This is a genomic window from uncultured Nocardioides sp. (assembly GCF_947488025.1).
Taxonomy (GTDB): Bacteria; Actinomycetota; Actinomycetes; order Propionibacteriales; family Nocardioidaceae; genus Nocardioides.
Genome location: NZ_CANKYS010000007.1, coordinates 65291 through 91096 on the forward strand (window position 1 = coordinate 65291; position 25806 = coordinate 91096).

The 25806-nt window shown below is 71.7% G+C and carries 23 protein-coding genes; 18 read left to right on the forward strand and 5 right to left on the reverse strand.

Annotation, left to right across the window (positions count from 1 at the left end; all coding sequences use genetic code 11):
• Positions 1-133: 133 nt before the first annotated feature.
• The 13 genes from Q1B24_RS12865 to Q1B24_RS12925 all read left to right on the forward strand — a co-directional run bounded on the left by Q1B24_RS12865 (position 134) and on the right by Q1B24_RS12925 (position 16197).
• Complete coding sequence (locus Q1B24_RS12865) at positions 134-1651, forward strand: sugar ABC transporter ATP-binding protein (protein WP_299929032.1); 1518 nt, start codon at positions 134-136, stop codon at positions 1649-1651.
• On the forward strand, positions 1648-2742 hold the full coding sequence (locus Q1B24_RS12870) for an ABC transporter permease (RefSeq protein ID WP_299929034.1): 1095 nt from the start codon (positions 1648-1650) through the stop codon (positions 2740-2742). The genes Q1B24_RS12865 and Q1B24_RS12870 overlap by 4 nt, the downstream gene beginning before the upstream one ends.
• The gene (locus Q1B24_RS12875; RefSeq protein ID WP_299929037.1) at positions 2739-3785 is read left to right on the forward strand and encodes an ABC transporter permease; all 1047 of its coding nucleotides are present in this window, start codon (positions 2739-2741) and stop codon (positions 3783-3785) included. Before Q1B24_RS12870 ends, Q1B24_RS12875 begins: the two co-directional genes overlap by 4 nt.
• Positions 3786-3806: 21 nt before the next feature.
• Positions 3807-4850, forward strand: coding sequence for a rhamnose ABC transporter substrate-binding protein (gene rhaS, locus Q1B24_RS12880; protein WP_299929040.1), 1044 nt, complete (start codon positions 3807-3809; stop codon positions 4848-4850).
• 85 nt (positions 4851-4935) lie between these two features.
• Positions 4936-5319: an L-rhamnose mutarotase gene (locus Q1B24_RS12885; RefSeq protein ID WP_299929042.1), complete on the forward strand. Its 384-nt coding sequence runs from the start codon at positions 4936-4938 to the stop codon at positions 5317-5319.
• The gene (gene rhaI / locus Q1B24_RS12890; protein WP_299929045.1) at positions 5319-6491 is read left to right on the forward strand and encodes an L-rhamnose isomerase; all 1173 of its coding nucleotides are present in this window, start codon (positions 5319-5321) and stop codon (positions 6489-6491) included. The genes Q1B24_RS12885 and rhaI overlap by 1 nt, the downstream gene beginning before the upstream one ends.
• Positions 6492-6520: 29 nt before the next feature.
• Complete coding sequence (locus Q1B24_RS12895; RefSeq protein WP_299929048.1) at positions 6521-8575, forward strand: bifunctional aldolase/short-chain dehydrogenase; 2055 nt, start codon at positions 6521-6523, stop codon at positions 8573-8575.
• Positions 8572-10059 (forward strand): rhamnulokinase family protein, encoded by a 1488-nt coding sequence (locus Q1B24_RS12900; protein ID WP_299929051.1) that lies wholly within the window; start codon positions 8572-8574, stop codon positions 10057-10059. Before Q1B24_RS12895 ends, Q1B24_RS12900 begins: the two co-directional genes overlap by 4 nt.
• Positions 10060-10078: 19 nt before the next feature.
• Entirely contained in the window at positions 10079-13153 is a 3075-nt protein-coding gene (locus Q1B24_RS12905) for a glycosyl hydrolase (protein WP_299929054.1), read from the forward strand.
• A gap of 2 nt (positions 13154-13155) precedes the next feature.
• Positions 13156-13362, forward strand: coding sequence for a helix-turn-helix transcriptional regulator (locus Q1B24_RS12910; protein ID WP_299929057.1), 207 nt, complete (start codon positions 13156-13158; stop codon positions 13360-13362).
• Positions 13335-14141 carry a (Fe-S)-binding protein gene (locus tag Q1B24_RS12915; protein ID WP_366916491.1) on the forward strand — a complete coding sequence of 269 codons (807 nt, stop codon included), beginning with the start codon at positions 13335-13337 and terminating at the stop codon, positions 14139-14141. Before Q1B24_RS12910 ends, Q1B24_RS12915 begins: the two co-directional genes overlap by 28 nt.
• A 17-nt stretch (positions 14142-14158) precedes the next feature.
• On the forward strand, positions 14159-15616 hold the full coding sequence (locus Q1B24_RS12920; protein ID WP_299929530.1) for a lactate utilization protein B: 1458 nt from the start codon (positions 14159-14161) through the stop codon (positions 15614-15616).
• A complete protein-coding gene (locus Q1B24_RS12925; RefSeq protein ID WP_299929063.1) occupies positions 15613-16197 on the forward strand; it encodes an LUD domain-containing protein in 585 nt (194 codons plus the stop codon). Before Q1B24_RS12920 ends, Q1B24_RS12925 begins: the two co-directional genes overlap by 4 nt.
• A 12-nt stretch (positions 16198-16209) precedes the next feature.
• Here Q1B24_RS12925 and Q1B24_RS12930 read toward each other — a convergent pair whose 3' ends face one another.
• Both Q1B24_RS12930 and Q1B24_RS12935 read right to left on the reverse strand, forming a co-directional pair.
• On the reverse strand, positions 16210-17226 hold the full coding sequence (locus Q1B24_RS12930) for an NADP-dependent oxidoreductase (RefSeq protein WP_299929066.1): 1017 nt from the start codon (positions 17224-17226) through the stop codon (positions 16210-16212).
• Entirely contained in the window at positions 17223-17843 is a 621-nt protein-coding gene (locus Q1B24_RS12935; RefSeq protein WP_299929069.1) for a TetR/AcrR family transcriptional regulator, read from the reverse strand. Before Q1B24_RS12935 ends, Q1B24_RS12930 begins: the two co-directional genes overlap by 4 nt.
• Before the next feature lie 87 nt (positions 17844-17930).
• Here Q1B24_RS12935 and Q1B24_RS12940 point away from each other — a divergent pair, with 87 nt between their 5' ends.
• The 3 genes from Q1B24_RS12940 to Q1B24_RS12950 all read left to right on the forward strand — a co-directional run bounded on the left by Q1B24_RS12940 (position 17931) and on the right by Q1B24_RS12950 (position 19898).
• Entirely contained in the window at positions 17931-18791 is an 861-nt protein-coding gene (locus Q1B24_RS12940) for an alpha/beta hydrolase (RefSeq protein WP_299929072.1), read from the forward strand.
• Positions 18792-18820: 29 nt separating this feature from the next.
• On the forward strand, positions 18821-19603 hold the full coding sequence (locus Q1B24_RS12945) for a hypothetical protein (RefSeq protein ID WP_299929075.1): 783 nt from the start codon (positions 18821-18823) through the stop codon (positions 19601-19603).
• Between the two features lie 97 nt (positions 19604-19700).
• Positions 19701-19898 carry a hypothetical protein gene (locus Q1B24_RS12950; RefSeq protein WP_299929078.1) on the forward strand — a complete coding sequence of 66 codons (198 nt, stop codon included), beginning with the start codon at positions 19701-19703 and terminating at the stop codon, positions 19896-19898.
• A 15-nt stretch (positions 19899-19913) separates the two neighbouring features.
• On the opposite strand, the gene Q1B24_RS12955 is transcribed toward Q1B24_RS12950, so the two are convergent.
• Positions 19914-21530: a polyketide antibiotic transporter gene (locus tag Q1B24_RS12955; RefSeq protein WP_299929083.1), complete on the reverse strand. Its 1617-nt coding sequence runs from the start codon at positions 21528-21530 to the stop codon at positions 19914-19916.
• Positions 21527-22417, reverse strand: coding sequence for an ABC transporter ATP-binding protein (locus Q1B24_RS12960; RefSeq protein ID WP_299929087.1), 891 nt, complete (start codon positions 22415-22417; stop codon positions 21527-21529). The genes Q1B24_RS12955 and Q1B24_RS12960 overlap by 4 nt, the downstream gene beginning before the upstream one ends.
• A gap of 76 nt (positions 22418-22493) precedes the next feature.
• On the opposite strand from Q1B24_RS12960, the gene Q1B24_RS12965 reads away from it, so the two are divergent.
• Entirely contained in the window at positions 22494-23486 is a 993-nt protein-coding gene (locus tag Q1B24_RS12965) for an aldo/keto reductase (RefSeq protein ID WP_299929090.1), read from the forward strand.
• A gap of 370 nt (positions 23487-23856) precedes the next feature.
• On the opposite strand, the gene Q1B24_RS12970 is transcribed toward Q1B24_RS12965, so the two are convergent.
• Positions 23857-24582, reverse strand: a complete 726-nt coding sequence (locus Q1B24_RS12970; protein WP_299929093.1) for a class I SAM-dependent methyltransferase — start codon at positions 24580-24582, stop codon at positions 23857-23859.
• A 122-nt stretch (positions 24583-24704) separates the two neighbouring features.
• Between Q1B24_RS12970 and Q1B24_RS12975 the strand changes: the two genes are divergently transcribed.
• Entirely contained in the window at positions 24705-25754 is a 1050-nt protein-coding gene (locus tag Q1B24_RS12975) for an aldose epimerase family protein (RefSeq protein WP_299929096.1), read from the forward strand.
• Positions 25755-25806 lie beyond the last annotated feature (52 nt).

The window sequence follows — 25806 nt, forward strand, 5'->3', positions numbered from 1 at the left end:
GGGGCCCTCGGAGCGTAGTCGACGGATCCTTCTGAGTGAAACGTCACAGAAAATGTCGCTGAGTGCTTGACGCGTGTGATCGTCGCCACTTAGCGTCGTCCCCGTTGTGAAACCTTTCAATCAAGGATGGACCATGGGTACGACTCCAGCTGCCGCACCGGTGCTCGAGCTGCGCGACGTCTCCAAGTCGTTCGGGCCCGTGGTCGCCCTGCGCTCGGGAAGCCTCCGCGTCGAGGCCGGGTCGATCCACGCGCTGATCGGCGAGAACGGCGCCGGCAAGTCGACGCTGGTCAAGGTCGTCGCCGGAGTGCACCGCCGTGACTCGGGCACCTTCGAGCTCGGTGGCGAGCCCGTGGACTTCCCCTCCACCGCCGAGTCGAAGAAGTCGGGCGTCGCGGTCATCTACCAGGAGCCGACGCTCTTCCCCGATCTCTCGGTCACCGAGAACATCTTCATGGGTCGCCAGATCCTCGCCCGCGGGCGGCGCATCGACCGCCACGCGATGTACGCCGAGGCGGAGCGGCTCTTCGACCGGCTCGGCGTGCGGATCGACCCCCGCCGTCCCGCTGAGGGCCTCTCGATCGCCGACCAGCAGATCATCGAGATCGCGAAGGCCATCTCGCTCGACGCCCGGCTGCTCGTCATGGACGAGCCGACGGCCGCGCTCAGCGGCGTCGAGGTCGACCGGCTGTTCGCCGTCGCCCGCAGCCTGCGCGACGAGGGCCGCGCCCTCGTCTTCATCTCCCACCGTTTCGACGAGGTCTTCGACCTCGCCGACACCGTCACCGTCATGCGTGACGGCTCCTACATCGACACCTTGACGATCGCCGACACCACGCCCTCAGAGCTCGTGTCGCTGATGGTCGGCCGCGACGTCGACGACCTGTTCCCCAAGGTGGCCGCCGAGATCGGCGAGCCGGTGCTGCAGGTGCGCGGCCTCAACCGGGCCGGGGTCTTCCACGACATCGACCTCGAGGTCCGCGCCGGTGAGATCGTCGGGCTGGCCGGTCTGGTCGGCGCCGGTCGCAGCGAGGTCGCTCGCGCGGTCTTCGGCGTCGACTCCTACGACTCCGGGTCGGTCACGGTGTCCGGCAAGGCGGTCAAGGGCAACGACCCCCGCTCCGCGATCCGCGCAGGCATGGCGTTCATCCCCGAGGACCGCCGCAAGCAGGGCCTCGTCATCGACTCCTCGGTCACCCGCAACGTCGCCGGCGTCATCCGCCGCAACATCGCGAAGGCCGGGCTCCTGACCTCCTCGATGGAGAACCGGGCCGCCGGCCCCTGGGCCGGACGCCTGGAGGTGAAGACCAGCGCGCTCGACATGAACGCAGCCACGATGAGCGGCGGCAACCAGCAGAAGGTCGTCATCGCCAAGTGGCTGGCCACCGACCCCAAGCTGCTGATCATCGACGAGCCCACCCGCGGCATCGACGTCGGCACCAAGGCCGAGGTGCACCGGCTGCTGTCCGAGCTCGCCGGCCAGGGCCTCGCGATCCTGATGATCTCCTCCGAGCTCCCTGAGGTCCTCGGCATGGCCGACCGCGTCGTCGTCCTGTGCGAGGGCCGCGTGACCGCCGAGCTCGACCGCGCTGACGCCACCCCCGAGGCCGTCATGCACGCCGCCACCCACCACCTGGAGGACGTCCGATGAGCCACACCGACGTCGAGCGCCCGGAGTCCGGTCACGGCTCGGACCACGAGACGTCCGCCGGCGAGGCGCTGCTGGTGGGGCCCAGCCAGCTGTCCCCGACGCGCCGTGCGCTGACGACCGTGCTGCGATCGCGCGAGCTGTCGATCTTCCTCGTGCTGGTGGCCGTCGTCGTGCTCGCGACCACGAAGAACAACGGCTTCCTCTTCAGCGACGACGGCTGGCGCAACTTCCTGCTCAACCCGTCGATCCTGCTGCTCCTCGCCGTCGGCCAGGCCGTCGTCATCATCACCCGCAACGTCGACCTGTCCGTCGGCTCGGTGATGGCGCTCACCGCCTACCTCGCCGGCCGGCTGTTCATCGAGCAGCCCAACATCCCGATCGTCGCGGTGCTGGTGGCCTGCCTGCTCCTCGGCGCGGTCCTCGGCCTCGTGAACGGCGTCCTGGTGGCCTACGGCGGCGTGCCCGCGCTCGTCATCACGCTCGGCACGCTCTACATCTACCGCGGCATCATGCTCACCTGGGCCGGCAGCGACCGGATCAACGCCGGCGACCTGCCCCGCGAGTTCCTCCAGCTCGGCACCCGCTCCGTGCTCGGCGTGCCCCTGCTCACCATCCTGGCGCTGGTCGTCCTGGCGATCGTCGGCTACTACCTCCACACCGCGCGCGGTGGCCGCGAGCTCTACGCGATCGGCTCCGACCCGGACGCCGCGGTCCTCTACGGACTCCCCGTACGCCGCCGCCTGCTCGCCGCGTTCGTCCTGAGCGGCGCGCTGGCCGGGCTGGCCGGCGCCCTCTACACCGCCCGCTACGGCACCGTGAGCTCGAGCGTCGGCCTGGGCATCGAGCTGCAGGCCGTCGCCGCGGCCGTCATCGGTGGCGTCGCGATCTTCGGCGGCAGCGGCACCGTGTGGGGCGCGGCCATCGGCGCCTTCCTGCTCGTCACCATCAACCGGGCCCTGCCCAGCCTCGGCATCGAGGACTTCTGGCAGCGCGCCGTCGTCGGGGCCCTGATCCTCGGCGCGATCGTGCTCGACCGCGTCCTCGCCGTCAGGCAGGCCCGCAAGCTCGCCGAATCGAGGGACCACTCATGAGCCGCACGTACGCCGACTACTCGGCGCCGCTGTGGAAGCGCTGGCTGCTGACGCGGGAGATGGCCGTCATCGCGCTGACCGTCGCGGTCTTCGTCTACGCCACGATCAACGTGGACAACTTCGACGGTCCGCTGACCGTGAAGTTCCTCCTCCAGGACATCGCACCGATCCTGCTGATCGCCCTGCCGATGACGCTCATCATCATCACCGGCGAGATCGACCTGTCGGTCGCCAGCATCATGGGCCTGAGCAGCGTGCTGCTCGGCGTCTTCCACGACAGCGGCATGTCGATCCCGGCCGCCGCGGCCCTCGCCCTGATGGCCGGTCTGGCGTGCGGCGCCCTCAACGGCTTCCTCATCGCCTACGTCGGGCTGCCGTCGCTCGCCGTCACCATCGGCACCCTCGCCCTCTTCCGCGGCATCGCGGTCGGCCTGCTCGGCACGACGGCCATCACCGAGTTCACCGACTCGTGGGCCGACCTCGCCACCGACACCATCGGCGAGACACGGATCCCGCTGGTGATGATCCCGTTCGCGGTGCTGACCGTCGCCTTCGTCGTGCTGCTGCACTTCTCCACCTTCGGGCGCGGCATCTACGAGATCGGTCTCAACGACGAGGCGGCCCACTTCACCGGCGTCAACGTCGCCCGCACCAAGTTCATCCTCTTCGTCCTGTCGGGCGTGGTGTCCGCCTTCGCCGGCATCTACTTCACCCTGCGCTACGGCTCGGCCCGCGGCGACAACGCCACCGGCTATGAGCTGCAGGTCATCGCAGCGGTGCTCCTCGGCGGCGTCTCGATCTTCGGCGGCCGCGGCCGGCTGCACGGCGTGCTCGCCGGCGTCGTGCTGATCGGCGTCATCTCCAGCGCCCTGCGCCTGGAGAGCGTGACGGTCAACGTCACCAACATCATCGTCGGCCTGCTGCTCGTGGCCTCGGTGATCCTCCCCAGCGTCCTTGCGTGGACCTCGTCGAGGTTGCCCCGCAAGGCATCGACTCCTCGGGAGTCGAGCCCCACCCAGAACGCCGCATCCGCCGGCGTCTAGGAACACGAAAGGCAGACCCACATGAAGTTCCACACCCGGCGGCCGATCGCTCTGGCTGCGATCATCCTCACCGCCTCCGCGGCGCTCACCGCGTGCGGCAGCGACGACGACGGTGGCGACAGCGGCTCGAGCGGCGGCGACGGCGGCTCGCTGAGCATGACGATGCTGCCGAAGAACCTGGGCAACCCGTACTTCGACACCAGCACCGCCGGTGCCGAGGCGGCCGCCGAGGAGCTCGGTGCCGAGATCGAGGAGGTCGGTCCCGAGACCGCGAGCCCCGACGCGCAGGTGTCCTACATCAACACCGTCGCCCAGCAGGGCAAGGATGCCCTGATCCTGTCGGCCAACGACCCCGAGGCGCTGTGCGACGCGATCGAGGAGGCCCGCAGCGCCGACGTCAAGGTGATCACCTTCGACGCCGACACCAACCCCGAGTGCCGCGACCTGTTCATCAACCAGGCCACCGCCGAGGGCATCGCCGCCAAGCAGCTCGAGCTGATCTCGGAGCAGATCGGCGGCGAGGGCGAGATCGCGATCCTGTCCGCGGCCGCCAACGCGACGAACCAGAACGCGTGGATCGACATGATGGAGACCGAGCTCGCCGACAACCCCGACTACGCGAACATCGAGCTCGTCGACACGGTCTACGGCGACGACGACGACCAGAAGTCGTTCGACCAGACCGAGGCGCTGCTGCAGAACCACCCCGACCTCAAGGGCATCATCTCGCCCACCACGGTCGGCATCGCCGCCGCGGCGCGCTACCTGTCGGACTCCTCCTCCAAGGGCAAGGTCGCGCTGACCGGCCTCGGCACCCCCAACCAGATGCGTGAGTACGTCGAGAACGGCACCGTCGAGTCGTTCGCGCTGTGGAACCCGGGCGACCTCGGCGCCCTGGCCGCCTACGCCGCCGCCGCACTCGCCAACGGTGACATCTCGGGCGAGGAGGGCGACTCCTTCGAGGCCGGCGACCTCGGCGAGTTCGAGGTCGGCGCCGACGGCGTCGTCCTGCTCGGCGAGCCGTTCACCTTCGACGCCGACAACATCGGCGACTTCGACTTCTGAGTCGACCGCACAGCTCCGCTGGTCGAGGAGGCGCCTCCGGCCCTCCTCGACCAGCGGATCCCACCCACCCGAACAGGAGACCGCGATGCACCGCGTCTGCTTCACCCTGCAGGTCCGTACGGACCGCATGGAGGAGTACGCCGAGCGCCACGCCGCTGTGTGGCCCGAGATGCTCCGCGCCCTCCACGACACCGGCTGGACCAACTACTCCCTCTTCCTCCGCGAGGACGGCCTGCTCGTCGGCTACCTCGAGACGCCCGACCTCGCCGCCGCGCAGGAGGGCATGGCCCGCACCGACGTGAACGCCCGCTGGCAGGCCGAGATGGCCGAGTTCTTCGTCGACCTCGACCTCCCGCCCGACCAGGGCTTCTGGTGGCTGACCGAGGTCTTCCACCTCGAGGACCAGCTCGCCGCGCTCCCCACCAGCACGACCACCGACACGCACACCACGACAGCTCAGGACCAGTGATGACCTCCCCTTCCGGCTTCTCCGCCATCAGCGACCGACTCGGCGAGCTCGCGATCGAGGTCCCGTCCTGGGCCTACGGCAACTCGGGCACCCGCTTCCGGGTCTTCGGCACCCCCGGCACCCCGCGCACCGTCGAGGAGAAGATCGCCGACGCCGCGACCGTGCACCGCTTCACCGGCCTCGCGCCGTCCGTCGCCCTCCACATCCCGTGGGACGAGGTCGACGACTACGCCGCGCTGACGGCGTACGCCAAGGAGCAGGGCGTCGCGCTCGGCACGATCAACTCCAACACCTTCCAGGACGACGACTACAAGCTCGGCGCCCTGACCCACACCGACCCGCGGGTGCGGCAGAAGGCGATCGACCACCACCTCGCCTGCATCGAGGTGATGAACCAGACCGGGTCGCGCGACCTGAAGATCTGGCTCGCCGAGGGCACCAACTACCCCGGCCAGGGCGACATGCGCGCCCGCCAGGACCGCCTCGCCGAGGGCCTGCGCACGATCTACGACCGGCTCTCCGACGACCAGCGGCTCGTGCTCGAGTACAAGTTCTTCGAGCCGGCGTTCTACCACACCGACGTCCCTGACTGGGGCACGTCGTACGTCCACGTGGCCGCTCTCGGCGACCGCGCGAAGGTCTGTCTCGACACCGGCCACCACGCGCCCGGCACCAACATCGAGTTCATCGTGGCGCAGCTGCTGCGCCTCGGGAAGCTCGGCTCGTTCGACTTCAACAGCCGCTTCTACGCCGACGACGACCTCATCGTCGGTGCGGCCGACCCGTTCCAGCTGTTCCGGATCATGGTCGAGGTCATCCGCGGTGGCGGCTTCGGCGCCGAGAGCGACGTCGCGCTGATGCTCGACCAGTGCCACAACATCGAGGACAAGATCCCCGGCCAGATCCGCTCGGTGCTCAACGTGCAGGAGATGACCGCCCGCGCGCTGCTCCTCGACACCGAGGCCCTCGACGAGGCGCGCTCGGCCGGCGACGTGCTGCGCGCCAACGAGATCTTCATGGACGCCTTCTACACCGACGTACGCCGTGACCTGGCGGCGTGGCGCGAGGAGCGCGGCCTGCCCGCCGACCCGATGCGCGCCTACCTCGAGTCGGGCTACCAGCAGCAGATCGAGGCCGACCGCGTCGGCGGCTCGCAAGCCGGCTGGAACTGACCCCCACAACCCGTAAGGAAACCAGCACCGTGAGTGACCTCAACCCCGCCGTCAGCCCCGTCGTGGAGGAGCTGGTCCAGCGCTCGAACCGCCTGGGCCAGGACCCCAAGAACACCAACTACGCCGGCGGCAACACCTCCGCCAAGGGCACCGAGACCGACCCGGTCACCGGGGAGGACGTCGAGCTGCTGTGGGTGAAGGGATCCGGTGGCGACCTCGGCACGCTGACCCCGGGCGGCCTGGCCGTGCTGCGGCTGGACCGGATGCGCGCGCTCGTCGACGTCTACCCCGGAGTGGAGCGCGAGGACGAGATGGTCGCGGCCTTCGACTACTGCCTGCACGGCAAGGGCGGCGCCGCCCCCTCGATCGACACGGCCATGCACGGCCTCGTCGACGCCGCGCACGTCGACCACCTGCACCCCGACTCCGGCATCGCGATCGCGACCTCCGCCGACGGCGAGGAGCTGACCACGACCATCTTCGGCGACCAGGTCGTGTGGGTGCCGTGGCGCCGCCCCGGCTTCCAGCTCGGCCTCGACATCGCCGAGATCAAGGAGAAGAACCCGCAGGCCCGCGGCTGCATCCTGGGTGGTCACGGCATCACCGCGTGGGGTGACACGTCCGAGGAGGCCGAGGCCAACAGCCTCTGGATCATCGACACCGCCTCCGCCTACATCGCCGAGCACTCGAAGGCCGAGTCGTTCGGTCCCGCGCTCGAGGGGTACGCCGCCCTGCCGGAGGCCGAGCGCCGCGCCAAGGCCGCCGCCCTCGCGCCGACGATCCGCGGCATCGCCTCGGCGGACCGCCCGATGGTCGGCCACTTCACCGACGCCGACGTGGTCCTGGAGTTCCTGGCGCACGCCGAGCACCCCCGTCTCGGCGAGCTCGGCACGTCGTGCCCCGACCACTTCCTGCGCACCAAGGTCAAGCCGCTGGTCCTCGACCTGCCCGCCTCCGCCTCGGTCGAGGAGAGCGTCGCCCGCCTCCAGGAGCTCGCTGTCTCCTACCGCGAGGACTACCAGGGCTACTACGACCGCAACGCCACGCCCGACAGCCCCGCGATCCGCGGCAAGGACCCGCTGATCGTGCTGGTGCCCGGTGTCGGCATGTTCAGCTTCGGCAAGGACAAGCAGACCGCCCGCGTCGCCGGCGAGTTCTACGTCAACGCGATCAACGTGATGCGCGGCGCGGAGGGCCTGTCGTCGTACGCCCCCATCGACGAGGCGGAGAAGTTCCGCATCGAGTACTGGGCGCTCGAGGAAGCCAAGCTCCAGCGGATGCCGAAGCCCAAGCCGCTCGCGACCCGCGTCGCGCTCGTCACGGGTGCTGCCTCGGGCATCGGCCTGGCCACTGCGAGGAAGCTCGCCGCCGAGGGTGCGTGCGTCGTCGTCGCCGACCTGTCGCTGGAAAAGGCCCAGGCCGCGGCGGCGGAGATCGGGACGAGCGACGTCGCGGTCGGCGTCCAGGTCGACGTCTCCGACGCCGCCGCCGTGCAGGCTGCGCTCGACGCCACGGTGCTGGCCTTCGGCGGTGTCGACCTCGTCGTCAACAACGCCGGTCTCTCGCTGTCGCGCTCGCTGCTCGAGACGACCGAGCAGGACTGGGACCTCCAGCACGACGTGATGGCCAAGGGCTCGTTCCTCGTCGCGAAGGCCGCGGCCAGGGCGATGATCGAGCAGGGGATGGGCGGCGACATCGTCTACATCTCGTCGAAGAACTCGATCTTCGCCGGCCCCAACAACGTGGCCTACGGTGCCGCCAAGGCCGACCAGGCCCACCAGGTGCGGCTGCTGGCCGCCGAGCTCGGCGAGCACGGCATCAAGGTCAACGGCGTCAACCCCGACGGCGTCGTCCAGGGCTCCGGCATCTTCGCCTCCGGCTGGGGCGCCAACCGTGCCGCGGTCTACGGCGTGGTGGAGCAGGACCTCGGCAAGTTCTACGCTCAGCGCACGATCCTCAAGCGCGAGGTCCTGCCGGACAACATCGCCAACGCGGTCTTCGTCCTGTGCACCGACCAGCTCAGCCACACCACCGGCCTGCACATCCCCGTCGACGCCGGCGTGGCCGCGGCCTTCCTGCGATGACCGACCTCCGCGTCGCCGCCGTCGACCTGGGCGCCACCAGCGGCCGGGTCATGGCGGCGCGCGTGGGGGCCGGGCACCTGTCCCTGAAGGAGGTGCACCGGTTCCCGAACGGTGGTGTCCCGGTCGGCGGCTCGCTCTTCTGGGACGTGCTGGGCATCCACCGTGAGGTGCTGGCCGGCATGGCCGAGGTGGCACGCACCGGCGAGCTGCACGGGATCGGCATCGACTCCTGGGCCGTGGACTACGGCCTGCTCGACCGCGACGGCGAGCTGCTCGGCAACCCCTACAGCCACCGCGACCCCCGCACCCGCGACGTGCCCGAGCTGGTCGCCAAGACGGTCAGCGTCCAGAAGCAGTACGCCGTCAACGGCCTGCAGCAGCTGCCGTTCACCACCGTCTTCCAGCTCGCGGCTGCCCGCGGCACCGCAGCGCTCGAGTCGGCCCACACCCTGCTCCTGCTGCCCGACCTGCTGAGCTACTGGCTGACCGGGGAGGTCGGCGCGGAGCGCACCAACGCCTCCACCACGGGCCTGCTCGACGTCACGACGGGGGAGTGGTCGAGCGAGCTGGCCAGTCGTCTGCAGCTGCCCTGGTCGATCCTGCCGCCGCTGCGCGACGCCGGCTCCGTGGTCGGCCCGCTGCGGGTCGAGGTCGCAGCCGACCTCGGCCTCGCGCCCGACGTCCCGGTGGTGGCGGTGGGATCCCACGACACCGCCTCCGCCGTCGTCGCCGTACCGGCCGACTCGACCACCTCCTTCGGCTACATCTCCTCGGGCACGTGGTCGCTCGTCGGCCTCGAGCTCGACCAGCCGGTCCTCAGCGAGGAGGCCCGCGAGGCGGACTTCACCAACGAGGGCGGCGTCGACGGCACCGTCCGCTTCCTCAAGAACGTGATGGGCCTCTGGGTGCTCTCCGAGTGCCTCCGGGCGTGGAAGGACCGTGGGACCCCTGCGACCGACCTCGCCTCCCTCCTCGCCGGCGCCAGCACGGCGGCGCCCCTGCGCACCGTCGTCGACATCAACCACCCGTCGCTGCTGGGCCCCGGCAGCGCCACCGACCCGATGCCCGAGCGCGTCGTGCGGCTGGCGCGAGACGCCGGCGAGCCGCTCCCGCAGACCCCGGGCGAGATCACCCGCTGCGTCCTCGACAGCCTCGCGCTGGCCTACCGGCGCCATCTCCGCACGGCCGCCCGGCTGGCCGGTCGCGACCTCGAGGTCGTGCACGTCGTCGGCGGCGGCTCCCACAACCACCTGCTCTGCCAGCTGACCGCGGACGCCCTCGGCGTACCCGTGCTGGCCGGCCCGGGCGAGGCGGCCGCGCTCGGCAACGCCCTCGTCCAGGCACGCGCCCTCGGCGCCGACCTGCCCGACCTCGCGGCCATGCGCGCCCTCGTCCGCGAGACCCACGACGTACGACGTCACGACCCCCGCCCCGGCCTCGACTGGGACGCCGCCGACCACCGCGTCGGTCCCCCCACCGCCTGACCCACCACAGGAGACCCCGATGGACCAGCCCGGCCCGACCCACCTCACCCGCCGCACCCTGCTCGGTGCGTCCGCCGCCGCCGCGGGCTTCGTGGCCGCCGCGTCCGCCACGCCCGCCGCCGCCGCGCCGGGCGGTGCCTCCGCCGCCACCCAGTGGCTCCCGAAGGACCTCGTGCGCCGCTTCGCCTCGCCCGGCACCGCGACCGCAGCCGGCTTCCGCTGGTGGTGGCCGCACGGCCTCGTCGACCCCGTCGAGATCGCGCGGGAGGTCGACCAGGTCGCCGACGCCGGCTTCGGCGTCCTCGAGGTCGCCGACGTCACCCACAGCCTCCGCGCCCGCAACATCACCATCGACGTCGAGTCGCACGGCTGGGGCACGGCACCGTGGGTGGCCGGCGTCAAGGCCGCCCTCTCCCGCGCGGCCGAGCGCGACGTGCGCATCGACATCACCGTCGGCCCGTCGTGGCCAGCCGCCGTCTCGACCATCACGCCGGACGATGACGCCGCCTGCACGGAGCTCGCGCACGGACGGGCCGACCTGGCCGCCGGGGCGACGTACGACGGCGTGGTCCCCGAGGCGCTGCTGCACGCCGAGGGCGCCGTCACGAAGCAGACGCTCGTGGCGCTCCAGGCCCACCGCTACACCCCCTCGACCAACACGCGCGTGCTGCCGCAGGTCGACCCCGACTCCTACGTCGACCTGCTCGACCAGGTCGTCGACGGCCGCATCACCTGGACGGCGCCGTCCGCGCCCGCCGGCGGGTCGTGGGTGCTGCTGTCCTTCTGGCAGCGCGGGTCCGGCCAGGAGCCCGAGGCCGCGCCGCACACCTCGCCGCGGTCGTACGTCGTCGACCACTTCAGCGCGCTCGGCTCCCAGGCCGTGGTCGCTCTTTGGGAGGACAAGGTCCTCGACCGCGACCTGCGCGGCCTGCTCGGCCGCGCCGGGGGCTACCTCTTCGAGGACTCCCTCGAGATCGAGACGGAGGCGACCATCTGGACGCCGATGATGTTCGAGGAGTTCGAGAAGCGTGCCGGCTACGACCTGCGGCCGTGGCTGCCGGTCGTGATGGAGCTGAAGGAGAAGTACCTCTACGACCTCGGCACCGGCGTCGACGCGGCGACCACCGACAGCCTGCGCACCAACCAGGTCCGCGACGACTACAACCAGGTGCTCTCCGACCTCTACCGCGACCACCACCTGCTCCCGCTGCAGGCCTTCGCCCGCACGCTCGGCATGGGTCTGCGGGTCCAGCCCTACGGCCTCGAGACCGACACGGTGGAGCACGCGGCGCTGCTCGACATCCCCGAGACCGAGTCGCTCGGCTTCAAGAACCTCGACGACTACCGGGTGATGGCGGGCGGTCGCGACATGGCCGGTCACACGATCCTGTCGTGCGAGGCGATCTGCTACAACGGCGCGGCCTACAACACGATGCTCGGCGGCAACAGCGCCAGCCCCACCCAGCAGAACCAGGCGCTCTTCACCCTCAACAGCATCTTCGCCGCGGGCGTCAACCAGGCGATCATCCACGGCTTCCCCTACGCCGACGCGCCCGGCGTGACGTGGCCCGGCTTCGCTGCCTTCTCGCCCTACTACAACGGCGCGATCGGCTTCGGCGAGGCGTGGGGGCCCCGCACCCCGCAGTGGCAGCACATGCCCGACATCGCGGCGTACCTCTCCCGCACCCAGTTCGTCCTGCAGACCGGCACGCCGAAGTACGACATCGTCTTCCTACGGCAGAAGGGCTGGACCTCGACCGGCATCGGCGCCTTCTGGGCGACGAACGACGGCATCCCGCTCGGGTGGACCCACTCCTTCGCGACCCCGGCGCTGCTCGACCTGCCGCTGGCCACGGTCAGCGGTGGCCGGCTCGCTCCCGAGGGCCCGGCCTACAAGGCGATGATCGTCGGCACCGACCAGTTCCGCGGCCAGGTCGCCACGATGGCGGTCGCGACCGCGCGCAAGGTGCTCGAGCTCGGCCGCGCCGGGCTGCCGATCGTGTTCGTGCGCGACTGGTCGGACCCGCGCCCCGTCGGCCTGCCCGAGGGTGCGCCCGAGACCGCCGAGCTGCGTGACCTCGTCGCGCAGATCAAGGCGCTGCCGACGACGCGCTCGGCGGCGGCCGACGCCGACATCCCCGGTGCGCTCGCCTCGCTCGGCATCACGCCCGACGTCGAGCACGAGCGGTCGACCGTGATGACCCTGCGGCGGGTGGTCGGCGACGTCGACCTCTACTACGTCGCCAACGCGCGGCACGCCGAGAACCGCCGGCTCAACCGCGTCACCCAGGACGTCTGGCTGACCACCACCTCGCCGCGCGCGGTGCCGGTGGTGCTCGATGCCTGGACGGGTGAGACCCGCCCGGTCGGCCTCTGGGAGCGCCAGGCCGACCGGGTGCGGGTCCGCGTCGACCTCGCGCCCGGGCAGTCGACCGTGATCGCCTTCGCGACCCCGCAGTCGGCCGACCCCGCCCAGCTGCACGCGACCGCCACCACCGCCCTCGACGTGCTGCGCGAGCCGGGCAAGCTCGTGGCCCGCGCCGGTACCGCCGGCGACCACACCGTCACCCTCGGCGACGGCCGCACGGTCGCCGCGAAGGTGGACCGGGTCCGCGACCCGGTCGCGCCGTCATCCTGGCGGCTCGAGGTCGAGGACTGGCAGCCCGGCGCGACGGCCACCGAGACGGTCAAGCCGGTGCGGACGGCCGAGCTGACCACGCTGGTGCCGTGGAGCCAGATCCCCGGGCTCGAGGACGTCTCCGGTCTCGGTCGCTACACCGCCCAGGTCGACCTTGGCTCCGACTGGACCGACCGCGACGGTGCCTGGCTCGAGCTCGGCGAGGTCACCGACACCTTCCGGGTCACCGTCAACGGTGTGGCCGTGGGCGGGTGCGACCCGCTCCACCCGCGTGTGGACCTTGCCGGCCTGCTGCGCCGCGGGACCAACGTCATCGAGGTGGAGGTGGCCTCCACCCTCCTCAACCGGCTGAGGACGGTCACGCCGGCTGTCTACGGCGTGGCCCAGCGGCAGGCGTACGGCCTCCTCGGACCCGTTCGTCTGGTGCCCTACGTCGACCAGCCGGTCCGCCGCTGACGATGCACGACCATCCGGTGCCCCTCGGTGACGACGAGCTCGTCGTGCTACGCATGATGGCCGAGGGGCAGACGGTCGAGGCGGTCGCGCGCCGGCTCGATGTCTCCGAGCGGACCGTGCGGCGCAAGGCCCGTGCGGCGTGCGAGAGCGTGGGCGTCGACACCACTGTCGAGGCGATCGTGTGGGCCGTGCGCCGGCGGCTCATCTGAGACCACCACACCTGCATCACCATGAAAGGATCGCCAGCGTGAGGGTCGCCCTCCAGGTCACCTGCGTCAACGACGCCATGTTCCCCGACACGGGGAAGGCCGTCGTGAGGCTGCTGCGCCGTCTCGGCGTCGAGGTCGACTTCCCGCAGGCGCAGACGTGCTGCGGGCAGCCGATGGTCAACACCGGCTACCTCGACGAGGCGGTGCCAGTGGTGCGGACCTTCGTGGACGCGTTCGCGGGGTACGACGCCATCGTCACGCCGTCGGGCTCGTGCGCCGGGTCGGCGCGGCATCAGCACTCGATCGTCGCCGACCGCTCCGGCGACCCCGCCCTCGTGGCGGCCGTCGCGGAGACCGGGCCGCGGACCTACGAGCTGAGCGAGTTCCTCGTCGACGTCCTTGGCGTGACCGACGTCGGTGCCTACTTCCCGCACCGGGTGACCTACCACCCGACCTGCCACAGCCTGAGAATGCTCGGCGTCGGCGACCGGCCCACCCGGCTGCTCGAGGCCGTCCGCGGCATCGAGCTGGTCGACCTCCCCAATGCCACCGAGTGCTGCGGCTTCGGCGGCACCTTCGCCCTCAAGAACGCCGACACGTCGATCGCGATGGGCGCCGACAAGGCCCGCCACGTGCGCGACACCGGCGCCGAGGTGCTGGTCGCCGGTGACAACTCCTGCCTGATGCACGTCGGCGGGCTGCTCTCGCGCCAGCGCGCCGGCGTACGCGTCATGCACCTCGCCGAGGTGCTGGCGTCGACCGAGGAGAACGACGCATGAGTGGCACCTTCGTCGGCATGCCGGCCTTCCCCACCGCCGCCCGCGAGGCGCTGGGCGACACCCAGCTGCGGCGCAACCTCGCCCACGCCACCCACACCATCCGCGACAAGCGCGCCGCGGTCGTCGCCGAGGTCGAGGACTGGGAGGACCTGCGCCTCGCGGGAGCGGCCGTGAAGGAGGCAGCGCTCCGCGACCTCGCCACCCACCTCGAGACCCTGGAGGAGTCGCTGACCCGGGCCGGCGCGACCGTTCACTGGGCCCGCGACGCCGAGGAGGCGTGCGCGATCGTCGCCGAGGTGGCGCGGTCCCACGGCGTCGACGAGGTGGTGAAGGTCAAGTCGATGGCCACCGGGGAGATCGGCCTCAACGAAGCCCTCGAGGCCGAGGGCATCCTGGCCTGGGAGACCGACCTCGCCGAGCTGATCGTCCAGCTCGGCGACGACCTGCCCTCGCACATCCTGGTGCCGGCGATCCACCGCAACCGCGCCGAGGTGCGCGAGATCTTCCGCCGCCGAATGGGCGACGTCGGGCGGCCGGCGCCCGACGACCTGACCGACGAGCCGGCGGTGTTGGCCGGTGCTGCCCGCGAGCACCTGCGCGAGAAGTTCCTGCGCGCCAAGGTCGCCGTCAGCGGCGCCAACTTCGCCGTCGCCGACACGGGCACCCTGGTCGTGGTCGAGTCCGAGGGCAACGGCCGCATGTGCCTGACCCTGCCCGAGGTGCTGGTCAGCGTCGTCGGCATCGAGAAGGTCGTCGCCACCTGGTCCGACCTCGACCCGATGCTGCGGCTCCTGCCGCGCTCGTCGACGGGGGAGCGGATGAACCCCTACACCTCGACCTGGTCCGGCGTGACGCCCGGAGACGGTCCGCAGGAAGTGCACGTCGTCCTGCTCGACAACGGCCGCACCCGCGCCCTGGCCGACGACGTCGGGCGGCAGGCGCTGCGCTGCATCCGCTGCTCGGCCTGCCTCAACGTCTGCCCGGTCTACGAGCGGGTCGGCGGCCACGCGTACGGCTCGGTCTACCCCGGCCCGATCGGCGCGATCCTCAACCCGCTCCTCAACGGCGTCGCCGACGAGCAGACCGCGTCCCTGCCCTACGCCTCGTCGCTGTGCGGCGCCTGCTTCGAGGTCTGCCCGGTCCGCATCGACATCCCGTCCGTGCTGGTCGACCAGCGCGCGGCCGTCGTCGACTCGCACCGCGGCGACCGGGTGCCCAAGGCCGAGGCCGTCGCCATGAAGACCGCCGCCTGGGCGTTCTCCGACTCCCGTCGACTCGCGTGGGCGGAGAAAGCCTCCGGTCTGGCCGGCCGCGTCCTCGGGCGCTTCTCCCGTACGACGTTGCCCGGCGGCCGCACCGCCGCGGGTCGCCTGCCCGGGCCGGCCGCCGGCTGGACGGGCGCACGAGACCTGCCGGCGCCGCCCACCGAGTCCTTCCGCGAGTGGTGGGACCGCACCGACGGGGGCCGCACATGAGCGCGCGCGACGAGATCCTCCGGCGTGTCCGCTCGGCACTGTCCGGCGTGTCGCCGGCCGAGGACCTTCCTCCGGCCCCTCGGGTACCGGACCGCGGCGACCTGGTCGCGCTGTTCGTCGAGCGCGTCGAGGACTACCGGGCGGTGGTCACGCGCTGCGCCGTCGCAGACCGGGAGGCAGCGGTGGCCGAGGCGCTCGCCGGCGCCAGCGTCGTCGTACCTCCCGGGCTCGATCTCGACGTCCCCGGCTCGGTCGTGGACGACAGGCTGACAGCGGACGAGCTCGACCGCATCGACGCCGTCGTCACCCGGGCCCGCGTCGGCATCGCCGAGACCGGCACGATCGTGCTCGACCACCAGCCCGACCAGGGTCGCCGGGCGATCAGCCTCGTGCCCGACCTCCACGTGTGCATCGTCGACGTGAGCCAGGTCGTCCCCGACATCCCGGACGCGATCGCGCTCCTCGACCCAGCGCGTCCCACGACCTGGATCAGCGGGCCGTCGGCCACGAGCGACATCGAGCTCGACCGGGTCGAGGGCGTCCATGGGCCTCGGAAGCTGCACGTCGTCCTCGTGGGGTGACGCCCGGGCTGCTCAGCCCTCGGCCGGGAGCCCCATGCTCACGACGACCTTGCCCGCCGTACCCCGGCGCTGCTGGACGTACGCCATCGCCTCCGGCGTCTCGTCGAAGGGGAAGGTGCGGTCGAGGACCGGGCGCAGGGCGCCGGAGTCGTAGAGCGCGGTGAGCTCGCGCAGCTGGGCGCCGCTGGCCCGCATGAAGAAGAACTCGTAGCGCACGCCGAGTCGCGCGGCCCGGCGGCGCACCCGGTGGCTGAGGAGGTGCATCACCAGGGCGAGCGGTCGGGGTGCGCCGAGCTGGTGGGCGAAGGCGGCGTCCGGTGGGCCGGCGACACCGACAGCGAGGCCGCCCTTGCGCAGCACGGTGAGCGACCTCCGCAGGTTGTCACCTCCCAGGGAGTCGACGACCAGGTCGTAGTCGGAGAGCTCCTCGGTGAAGTCCTGGGTGCGGTGGTCGATGACGATGTCGGCGCCCAGGCCGCGTACGAGGTCGGCCGTGCCCGCGCTGCAGGTCGTGGCGACGGTGGCGCCCAGGTGCTTCGCCAGCTGGACCAGGCTCGATCCGAGCCCGCCGGCCCCCGCATGGACGAGGACCTTCTGGCCGGGTTGCACCCGCGCGCGCTCGACCAGGATCTGCCAGGCCGCCAGGGAGACGAGCGGGACCGCCGCCGCCTCGTCGAAGCCCAGCGACCGTGGCTTGGGGGCCACGTCCTCGTGGTCCACCGCGACGTACTCGGCGAACGTCCCGATGCGCTGGTCCCGCGGACGTGAGTAGACCTCGTCGCCGACGGCGATGTCGTGCACCTGTGCGCCGACCTCGGTGACCACCCCGGCGAGGTCGTGGCCCAGGACGAACGGCGGCCTGCGCTTGATGAGCTGCTTGAACTCGCCCTTCCGCGTCATGGTGTCGAGCGGGTTGATGCTGGCGGCGCGGACCTGGACGAGGACGTCCGCCGGCCCGATGGTCGGATCCGCCACCTCGGCGGGCACGATCGCGTCGGCGCCGTACTTCTCGACGACGAATGCCTTCATGAGTGCTCCATCCTGAGGTTGTCGTGGGGGGTGCGGCCGCCGAGGAGCTGCTCTGCCTGGCGCAGCACGTCGTGCCTGCCCCGGACCAGCAGCTCGTCGGCCAGGTCGTCCGGCAGGGCGCGGGCCAGCTGGAGGATGCCGACCATGGCGGCGAAGAGGCTCATCGCGGCGATGCGACCCCCCTCGGGATCCTCCGGGTCGACGAGGGCCGCCATGGCGTCGACCATCACGACGAGCTCCTCGCCGTAGGCCCGGCGGGTCGCAGCAGAGCCTCGCGACACGTCCAGCAGCAGGGCCGCCGACGGGCACCCGCCGGCGACGCTGTCGCGGTGCTCGCGCGACAGGTAGTCCTCGATGAAGGCGAACAGGCCGTCGGGGGTGCCCAGGTCGACACCGGCCCGTTCGTTCTGGTGGCGCACCTGGTCGGCGACGACGTGCGCGACGAGGTCGTCCTTGGAGTCGAAGTGCGCGTAGAAGGCGCCGTTGGTGAGCCCGGCGTCCGCCATCACCGCGGCGATGCCGGAGCCGTCGACGCCGTCACGCTTGAACCGCTCGCCGGCCGCGTCGAGGATGCGTCGACGTGTCGCGGCCTTGTGGTCCTCGGCGTACCTGGTCATGCGGCCTCCTCCGGGCTGGTCGGATCATGTCGGGCGTGCGTAGTATGACGATCGTAATATTACGATCGGCAGACAAGCGAGTTCCCGATGACCAGCGATGCGTCCGACCCCGTCGTCACGGCCTACCGCGATGCCCCCACGCGTCAGCTCACGGCAGGCGGCGTCACCTTCGCCTATCGCGAGCTCGGGCCGACCGGTGGTGTGCCGGTCGTCTTCTTCGTGCACCTGGCCGCGACGCTGGACAACTGGGACCCGCGGATCGTGGACGCCATCGCCGCCCACCGGCACGTGATCACCTTCGACAACCGCGGCGTCGGGGCCTCGTCCGGCACGGTGCCCCCCACCATCGAGGCGATGGCCGACGACGCCCTCACCTTCATCCGGGCGCTGGGGCACGACACGATCGACGTCTTCTCCTTCTCGATGGGCGGCATGATCGCCCAGGCGCTCATCGTCAAGGACCCCGGCCTCGTGCGCAGGCTAGTCCTGACCGGCACCGGTCCCAAGGGCGGCAAGGACATGGACAAGGTCGCGCGCACGACCTACTACGACATCCTGCGAGCCACCCTGACCCGCTCGGACCCCAAGGAGTTCCTCTTCTTCAACCGCGACCCGGCGGGCAAGGCGGCCGGCAAGGCGTTCGTGGAGCGCCTCCACGAGCGGACCGTCGACCGGGACGCGCCGATGGCGCTCAGGGGGTTCCAGACGCAGCTCTCCGCGATCAAGACGTGGGGGCGCGGTGCACCCGACGACCTCGCGGTCATCACCCAGCCGACCCTGATCGCCAACGGCGACAACGACCGGATGGTCCCCTCGATCCTGTCCCAGGACCTGCACCGCCGGATCACGGGCTCGGAGCTGATCATCTACCCGAACTCCGGGCACGGGGGGATCTTCCAGCACCACGTCGAGTTCGCGCCGATCGCCGCAGCGTTCCTCGCGGCCTAGGCGACCACGGCAGGGACGAGGAGGTCATCATGGGCGCAGAGAGGCACTTCAGCTCCTCCATCCTGCTCTGGGTGCGCGACGACCAGTCCCGCCAGACCGGCATGGACTACTGGAAGGGGCCGCACTCGAGCATCATCGCGGCGACCAAGGGTCTGCTGGAGTACCGACAGATCCACCTGGCCGCGGTGAACCCCGGACGGTGGCCGGCCATCGACGGGGTCGAGACGGAGATCCCGCCCGACCGCAGGATCGACGGGGTCGCCGAGGTGACGTTCCGCTCCGCCGTGTCGCCCGTCCTGGGGCGCACGCAGACCAAGCTGGCCTACCAGGACGAGGTCAACGTCTTCCGGCGCACCCTGCTCTACGCCGGTCCGCCGGGCTCGTCCCGCTGGTACGACGTCGCGCCCGCCGGCGGTGGTGCGAGCGGCGCACGCGCCATGATCTACCTCCGCCGACGCCCCGGCGTCCCGGGACGCGCCTTCCGGCGGTTCTTCAAGCGCGACTTCATCCCGGCCCTGGCCGCCACCGGCCCGCTGACCGAGCTGCGGACGCAGACCTTCCTCCCGTGGAGCAAGAAGCTGTGGGACACACCCGACGTGGCGCACGACAACCCCGCCGGCCAGCACCTGCACGCGTCGGTCAGCCTGGGCTTCCCTGACGAGGCGGCCCGCTCGACCTTCTTCAGCGCACCCGCCGTCGCCGACCTCACGGCCGGCCTGGCGGCACACGTGTCGGCCGTGCACGCCTACGACGTCGATGCCGCGCTCACCTTCGTCCGGGACGGCCGGATCCTTCCCCACTACGAGGCGTAGGGGGCCTGCGTCCCCGAAGGTCCCCGCTCAGCAGGCACAACGGCACTGGTCACCTGTCCCTGCCGGCGGTGTGCTGGGAGATGGAGGAGGTGACGACATGAACGACATGTCGAAGGCGGAGTCGATGCGCGCTGCCCGCGAGGCCAGGGAGACCGCTGGGTCGTCCCGCGGGTCCTCCGCGGCGGCGATCGAGTCTGCGATGCGGCGCTACCTGAGCGCGGAGCAGTACCACCAGCTCGAGGAGGACGCCCCGAAGCAGGACGACGAGCAGGCAAAGGGCGACCGCAAGGACTGACCGGGCGATGAGAGCTCAGCCGGCGACGGCGTCCCGTCGCCGGTAGCCCCAGAGTCCGGCCGCGACGAGTGCGCCCGCGATCAGGACCAGCGTGGCGTAGGGCACGATCTCGAAGTCGTCGACGGGGACTGCGGCCAGGTGCCAGAACGGCGAGATGGCCTGGACGGCGTCGGGGAGCCCGAGGAGCTGGCCGAGCACGACCTGCAGGGCGATGAGCGCGACCGCGGCCCAGGCGATCCCGGTCCCACGGGGCAGCAGGCCGTACAGCGCCGCGGCGAGGGCGCCCACGACGAGCGTGCCGGGGAGGTAGGCCAGCTGGCCCGCGACCTGGGTGAGGACCTGGTCCCACTCGCCGCTGCCGATGCCGTAGCCGACAGCGAGCCCGAGCCCCATGAGCACGGTCAGCGCGACGGCGGCGACGAGCGCGAGGGTGGTGGTCGCGGCCATCCAGGACGTCCTGCTGACCGGTGTCGCGAGGACGACCTCCGCGCGGCCGGCCTCCTCCTCGGCCCGCAGGCGCAGCACCGACGCGACGACGAAGCCGCACGCGATGACGGCCATGAAGAGGTAGATGTAGCCGAGGAAGGCGTCGACGAGCGCGTCCTCGGCGGCCTGGCCCGAGGCGCCGACGACGTCGGCCATCTCGGGGTTGGACTCGATGAGGTCGGGGACGGTGGGGATCACGGCGCCGTAGAGCACGCCCAGCAGGAACAGCCCGACGGCCCACCCGACCAGCAGGCCGCGCTGGAGCCGGGTCGCGAGGCCGAACGGGGTGTCGAGCAGCCGGCCCGCCCGCGCGGGGCCGGGACGGGTCGCGATGAGCCCGCCGCCGAAGTCGCGGTGCGCCATCAGCCGCGCGGCCAGCCACAGCAGGAGCGCGGTGAACACGAGGAGGATCAGAGCGGGCCACCAGCGCTCGTCCCCGAACGCGTTCATGCCCTGCGCCCACCCGAACGGGGACAGCCAGACGAGGGCGTTGTCCTGCATCGCACCGATGCCTCGCACCAGGTAGCCGACGGCGACGGCGGCCCCGGCCAGGCCGAGCGCCCCGCGGGCCGAGGTGGAGATCTGGACCGCGACCAGGGTGATCGCCGTGTACGCCACCCCGAGCAGCGCCAGTCCGACGCCGTACGTGAGGCTGCCGCCCGCAGGCAGGCCCGCTGCCAGCATCGAGATCGACGTGATGGCGCCGAGGAGCAGCGCAGCCGTGACGCCGTACACCAGTCCGGCGAGGGTGGCGGCGTGGCGGCCCAGGACGGTCGAACGGAGCAGCTCGGCCCGCCCGGACTCCTCCTCGGCGCGGGTGTGGCGCACCACGAGGAACACGACCATCAGGCAGACACCGAGCTGGGCGACCTGCGAGATCTCGTTGGCCACGATGCCGCCGAGGGTGTCGAGGCCGACCTGGCGGCCCGACATCAGGTAGCTCACCGGGCTGGCGCCGACGGTCCGGGCGTAGCCCGCGACCTTCTCGGGGGTGTCGTACAGCGGGGGGACGGCGAGTGCGCTCGCGACGATCGACCCGCCGAGCCCGACCAGCCACAGCGGCAGCCGCACCCGGTCGCGGCGCAGGATCAGGCGCAGCAGGTGGCCGACGCCGGTCACCGAGCTGGTGGCTGGGGTGGTCCTCATGCGGTCACCTCGTCGCCGTACTGGCGCAGGAACAGCTCCTCCAGCGTGGGCGGGTGCGCGGCGAGGGAGCGTACGCCGAGGCCGGAGAGCGCGCGGACCGCCTCGTCGAGGTGGTCGGAGTCGACGTCGAAGGTGACCCGGTTGCCGTGCAACTCGGGCTCGTGGACGCCGGGCACGCTCGCCAGCTGCGTGGCGGGTCGGTCGGTCTCGGCGATGACGGTGGTGCGGGTCAGGTGGCGCAGCTCGGCGAGCGTCCCGGACTGCACCACGCGCCCGGCGCGGATGATGCTGATCCGGTCGGAGAGCGCCTCGGCCTCGGCGAGGATGTGGGAGCTGAGCAGGATGGTGGCGCCCTCGTCCTTGAGCTCGAGGACGGCCTCCTGGAACTCGGCCTCCATCAGCGGGTCGAGCCCCGACGTCGGCTCGTCGAGCAGGTAGAGGTCGGCCCGGCTGGCGAGCGCCGCGACCAGCGCCACCTTCTGTCGGTTGCCCTTGGAGTAGGTGCGGGCCTTCTTCGTCGGGTCGAGGTCGAAGCGCTCGAGCATCTGCTGGCGTCGTGCCTCGTCGAGCCCGCCGCGCATCCGGGCCAGTACGTCGATCACCTCGCCGCCGCTCAGGTTGGGCCACAGCGAGACGTCGCCCGGCACGTAGGCGAGCCGCCGGTGCAGGGTGGCGGCGTCGCGCCACGGGTCGCCGCCCAGCATCGAGGCGACACCGGAGTCGGTCCGCAACAGCCCGAGGAGGACGCGGATGGCGGTGGACTTCCCGGCGCCATTGGGTCCGAGGAAGCCGTGCACCTCGCCCTGCTCGACCGTGAGGTCGAGGTGGTCGAGCGCGCGGGTGGCGCCGAAGGTCTTGACGACGTCGTGGAGCTCGATGACAGCCATGGGTCCGAGTATGGTCCCGTCGCGCGGTCCGGTGCCGCTGTCATCCGCCTTGTCGGGCACCTGTAGGACTGACGCCATGGAACACCGCACGCTTGGAAGGACCGGCCGCGAGGTCTCGGTCGTCGGCCTCGGCACCTGGCAGCTCGGCGCTGACTGGGGCGACGTCAGCGAGGCCGACGCGACGGCCGTGCTGGAGGCGTCGGCCGAGTCGGGTGTCACCTTCTTCGACACCGCCGACGTCTACGGCGACGGACGCAGCGAGCAGCTCGTGGGCCGCTTCGTCGCGTCGCACCCGGGCGCCGGGTTCACCGTGGCGACCAAGATGGGCCGGCGGATGGACCAGGTGCCGGCGAACTACGTCGAGCCCCACTTCCGCTCCTGGCTCGACCGGTCGCGGAAGAACCTCGGGGTCGACACGATCGACCTCGTGCAGCTGCACTGCCCGCCGAGCGAGGTCATCGACGACGACGCGACGTACGACGTCCTCGACCGCCTCGTCGAGGAGGGCGTCATCGCGGCGTACGGCGTCAGCGTCGAGACCGCAGCGCAGGCGCTCAGCGCGATCGCCCGGCCGGGCGTCGCCAGCGTGCAGATCATCCTCAACGCCTTCCGGATGAAGCCGCTCGACGAGGTGCTCCCCGCGGCTGAGGCTGCCGGCGTCGGGATCATCGCCCGGGTGCCGCTGGCCTCCGGCCTGCTGTCGGGGAAGTACGACCTCGACACGACGTTCGCCGAGGACGACCACCGCACCTACAACCGCGACGGCAGCGCCTTCGACGTCGGCGAGACCTTCTCCGGCGTCGACTACGCGACCGGCGTCGAGGCGGCGCAGGAGTTCTCCGCGCTCGTCCGGTCCTCCGGGCTCGACGTCACCCCCGCCCAGGCCGCGATCGCGTGGATCTGGCAGCAGTCCGGCGTCTCGACCGTCATCCCGGGTGCGCGCAACGTCGGGCAGGCGCAGGCCAACGCGGCCGCCGGTCTGGTCGGGGAGCTGCCCACCGCGTTCCGGCACGGTGTGGCCGACCTCTACGACCGGCGGATCCGGGAGCAGGTCCACGCGCGCTGGTGAGGTGGCGCGGGACGCCCGGTCGTCCGCGCGCGGGTGAAGAACCGCGGCCGCGCGACGGTGCCACGGCCCGGAATGCGTCGTACGGCCGCAGTTCTCCGTCTGGCGGGCCCTGGTGGGCTCGGGCGCCGCGGTGGGGAACGAACGGCAGGCCCAGTCGTCCCGTGCGCCTGCCGATGGTTCCCCAACCGGCACGATGGAGCCGCGGGTGAAGAACCGCGACCGACGCGAACTTCGGCATGTGTGCAGCATGGCTCGACGACAGCGGCATCGTGGGTCCCGCTCCTGCCTCGCAGACGCTTCGTCGGCAGCCGGAGGCGACTGCGACTGGAGGGCGGGACCTCGTCGTCCTCGACGTCCGCAAGGGAGGCTTCTACCTGTGCGGTTGGTCGAGGACCGCCACCCACAGCTCCTCCGCCGGCCACGCCGTCGCCCACCCCGGGGACACGATCTCGTAGAAGGGATGGTCGAGGCCGTCGGCCGGCGCGTACAGCTCGTGCAGAGCCTCGATCACGAAGCCGGAACGGCGCAGCTGCCTGACCCACTCGCCGTGCGACGGATGGAACTCGAACCCGCCGCCCGGCCACTGAACCCGATGGACCTCGCGCTGGCCGCGCAGCAGCTGGTCCTGGGCCACGCCGCCCTCGGCCGGAACGCACAGCGTCGACAGGTTGCTGTTGGTGAGGAAGGCCAACCGGCCGCCGGGTCGCAGCAGCCGGGCGGCCTCGGGCAACCAGCGCTCCGGATCGCACCAGGCGGCCGCTCCGTGCTCGCTCACGATGAGGTCGAACCGTCCGTCTGCCAGCGGCACCCGCTCCGCGTCCCCCTGGATCAGCGGGAAGTCGGGACCGAGCCGGGCCTGGAGGTTCCGTGCCGTGGCGAGCTGCTCACCGGAGAAGTCCAGCGCGACCGGGCGGGCACCTGCGCGTGCGAGCCAGGCGGAGACGTAACCGGTCCCGCAAGCCAGGTCCAGGACGTCCAGGCCGCGGACGTCGCCAAGGACGCCCAGCTGCGCCTCGGGCACGGCGAACAGGCCCCACATCATCTCCGCCCGCCGCCACATGCTCTCGGCCGCGGCGTCGGTGTAGCGCTCGTTCACGATTGCCCAGAGCCTCCGGTTCGCGGCGATCTCTGTGGCTCTGTCCTCCGACACCGCCACAGTCTCTCAGCGTCCACGGAGCCCGCGGGGGCCTCGCGGGCGTGATGCCGGAGGATGAGCCCGTGACCCACGACGCGACGCGCGAGACCACCTTCGGCCGGATGCCCGACGGACGTGAGGTCCGCCTGCTGACGATCGGCGCCGAGCCGGGCCCCGTCGTGGAGGTGCTCACGCTGGGCGCGACGGTGCACAGCCTGGTCGTCACCTGTGGGGACGGCGAACGGCGCAACGTCGTCCTCGGCCATCCCGACGTGGGGGAGCGGCTGGCGGCCGACACCTACATCGGGGGCACCATCGGGCGCTACGCCAACCGCATCGCCGGGGGCCGGTTCACCTTGGATGGCCGGGACGTCGAGGTGCGCACGCACGACCGGGGCAACAGCCTGCACGGCGGCCCCGACGGGTTCGACGTACGCCTCTGGGACGTCGAGTCGCACGACCCCGACCGGGTCGTGCTGTCGCTGGTGAGTCCTGACGGCGACCAGGGCTTCCCCGGCGAGGTCACCGCCCGCGTCACGTACGACATCGACGGCGACGTCGTGCGGGTCACCATGCAGGCGACGACCGACGCCCCGACGGTGGTCAACCTGACCAACCACGCCTACTTCAACCTCGACGGCGAGGGGTCCGGCACCGTCGACGACCACGAGCTGCTCGTGGAGGCCGAGGAGTTCACGCCGGTCGACGCCACCGGCATCCCGGCCGGCGGCCACGCCCCGGTCGACGGCACGCCCTTCGACTTCCGCACCTCGACCCCCATCGGCCCGGCGATCCGCGCCGAGCACCCGCAGGTCGTCGACGCGCGCGGCATCGACCACAACTACGTCGTACGGGGCGACGGCCTGCGCCGGGCCGCCGCGCTCGCCTCGCCGAGGACGCGCACCGGCGTCGAGCTGTGGAGCGACCAACCCGGCCTGCAGGTCTACACCGGCAACTTCCTCGACGGCACCCGCCGCTCGACCAGCGGCGCCCGCTACCGCCAGGGCGACGGCGTCGCGCTCGAGCCGCAGCTGTTCCCCGACTCGCCCCACCACTCCGAGTGGCCCTCGGCGGTCCTGCGCCCGGGGGAGACGTACGCCGCCGTGCTCGAGTGGCGCTTCGCGACGACCTGAGCGCCGGGGCATAGCCCGCCGCACCCGCGTGTTGGGCCCCACGAAGACGTCC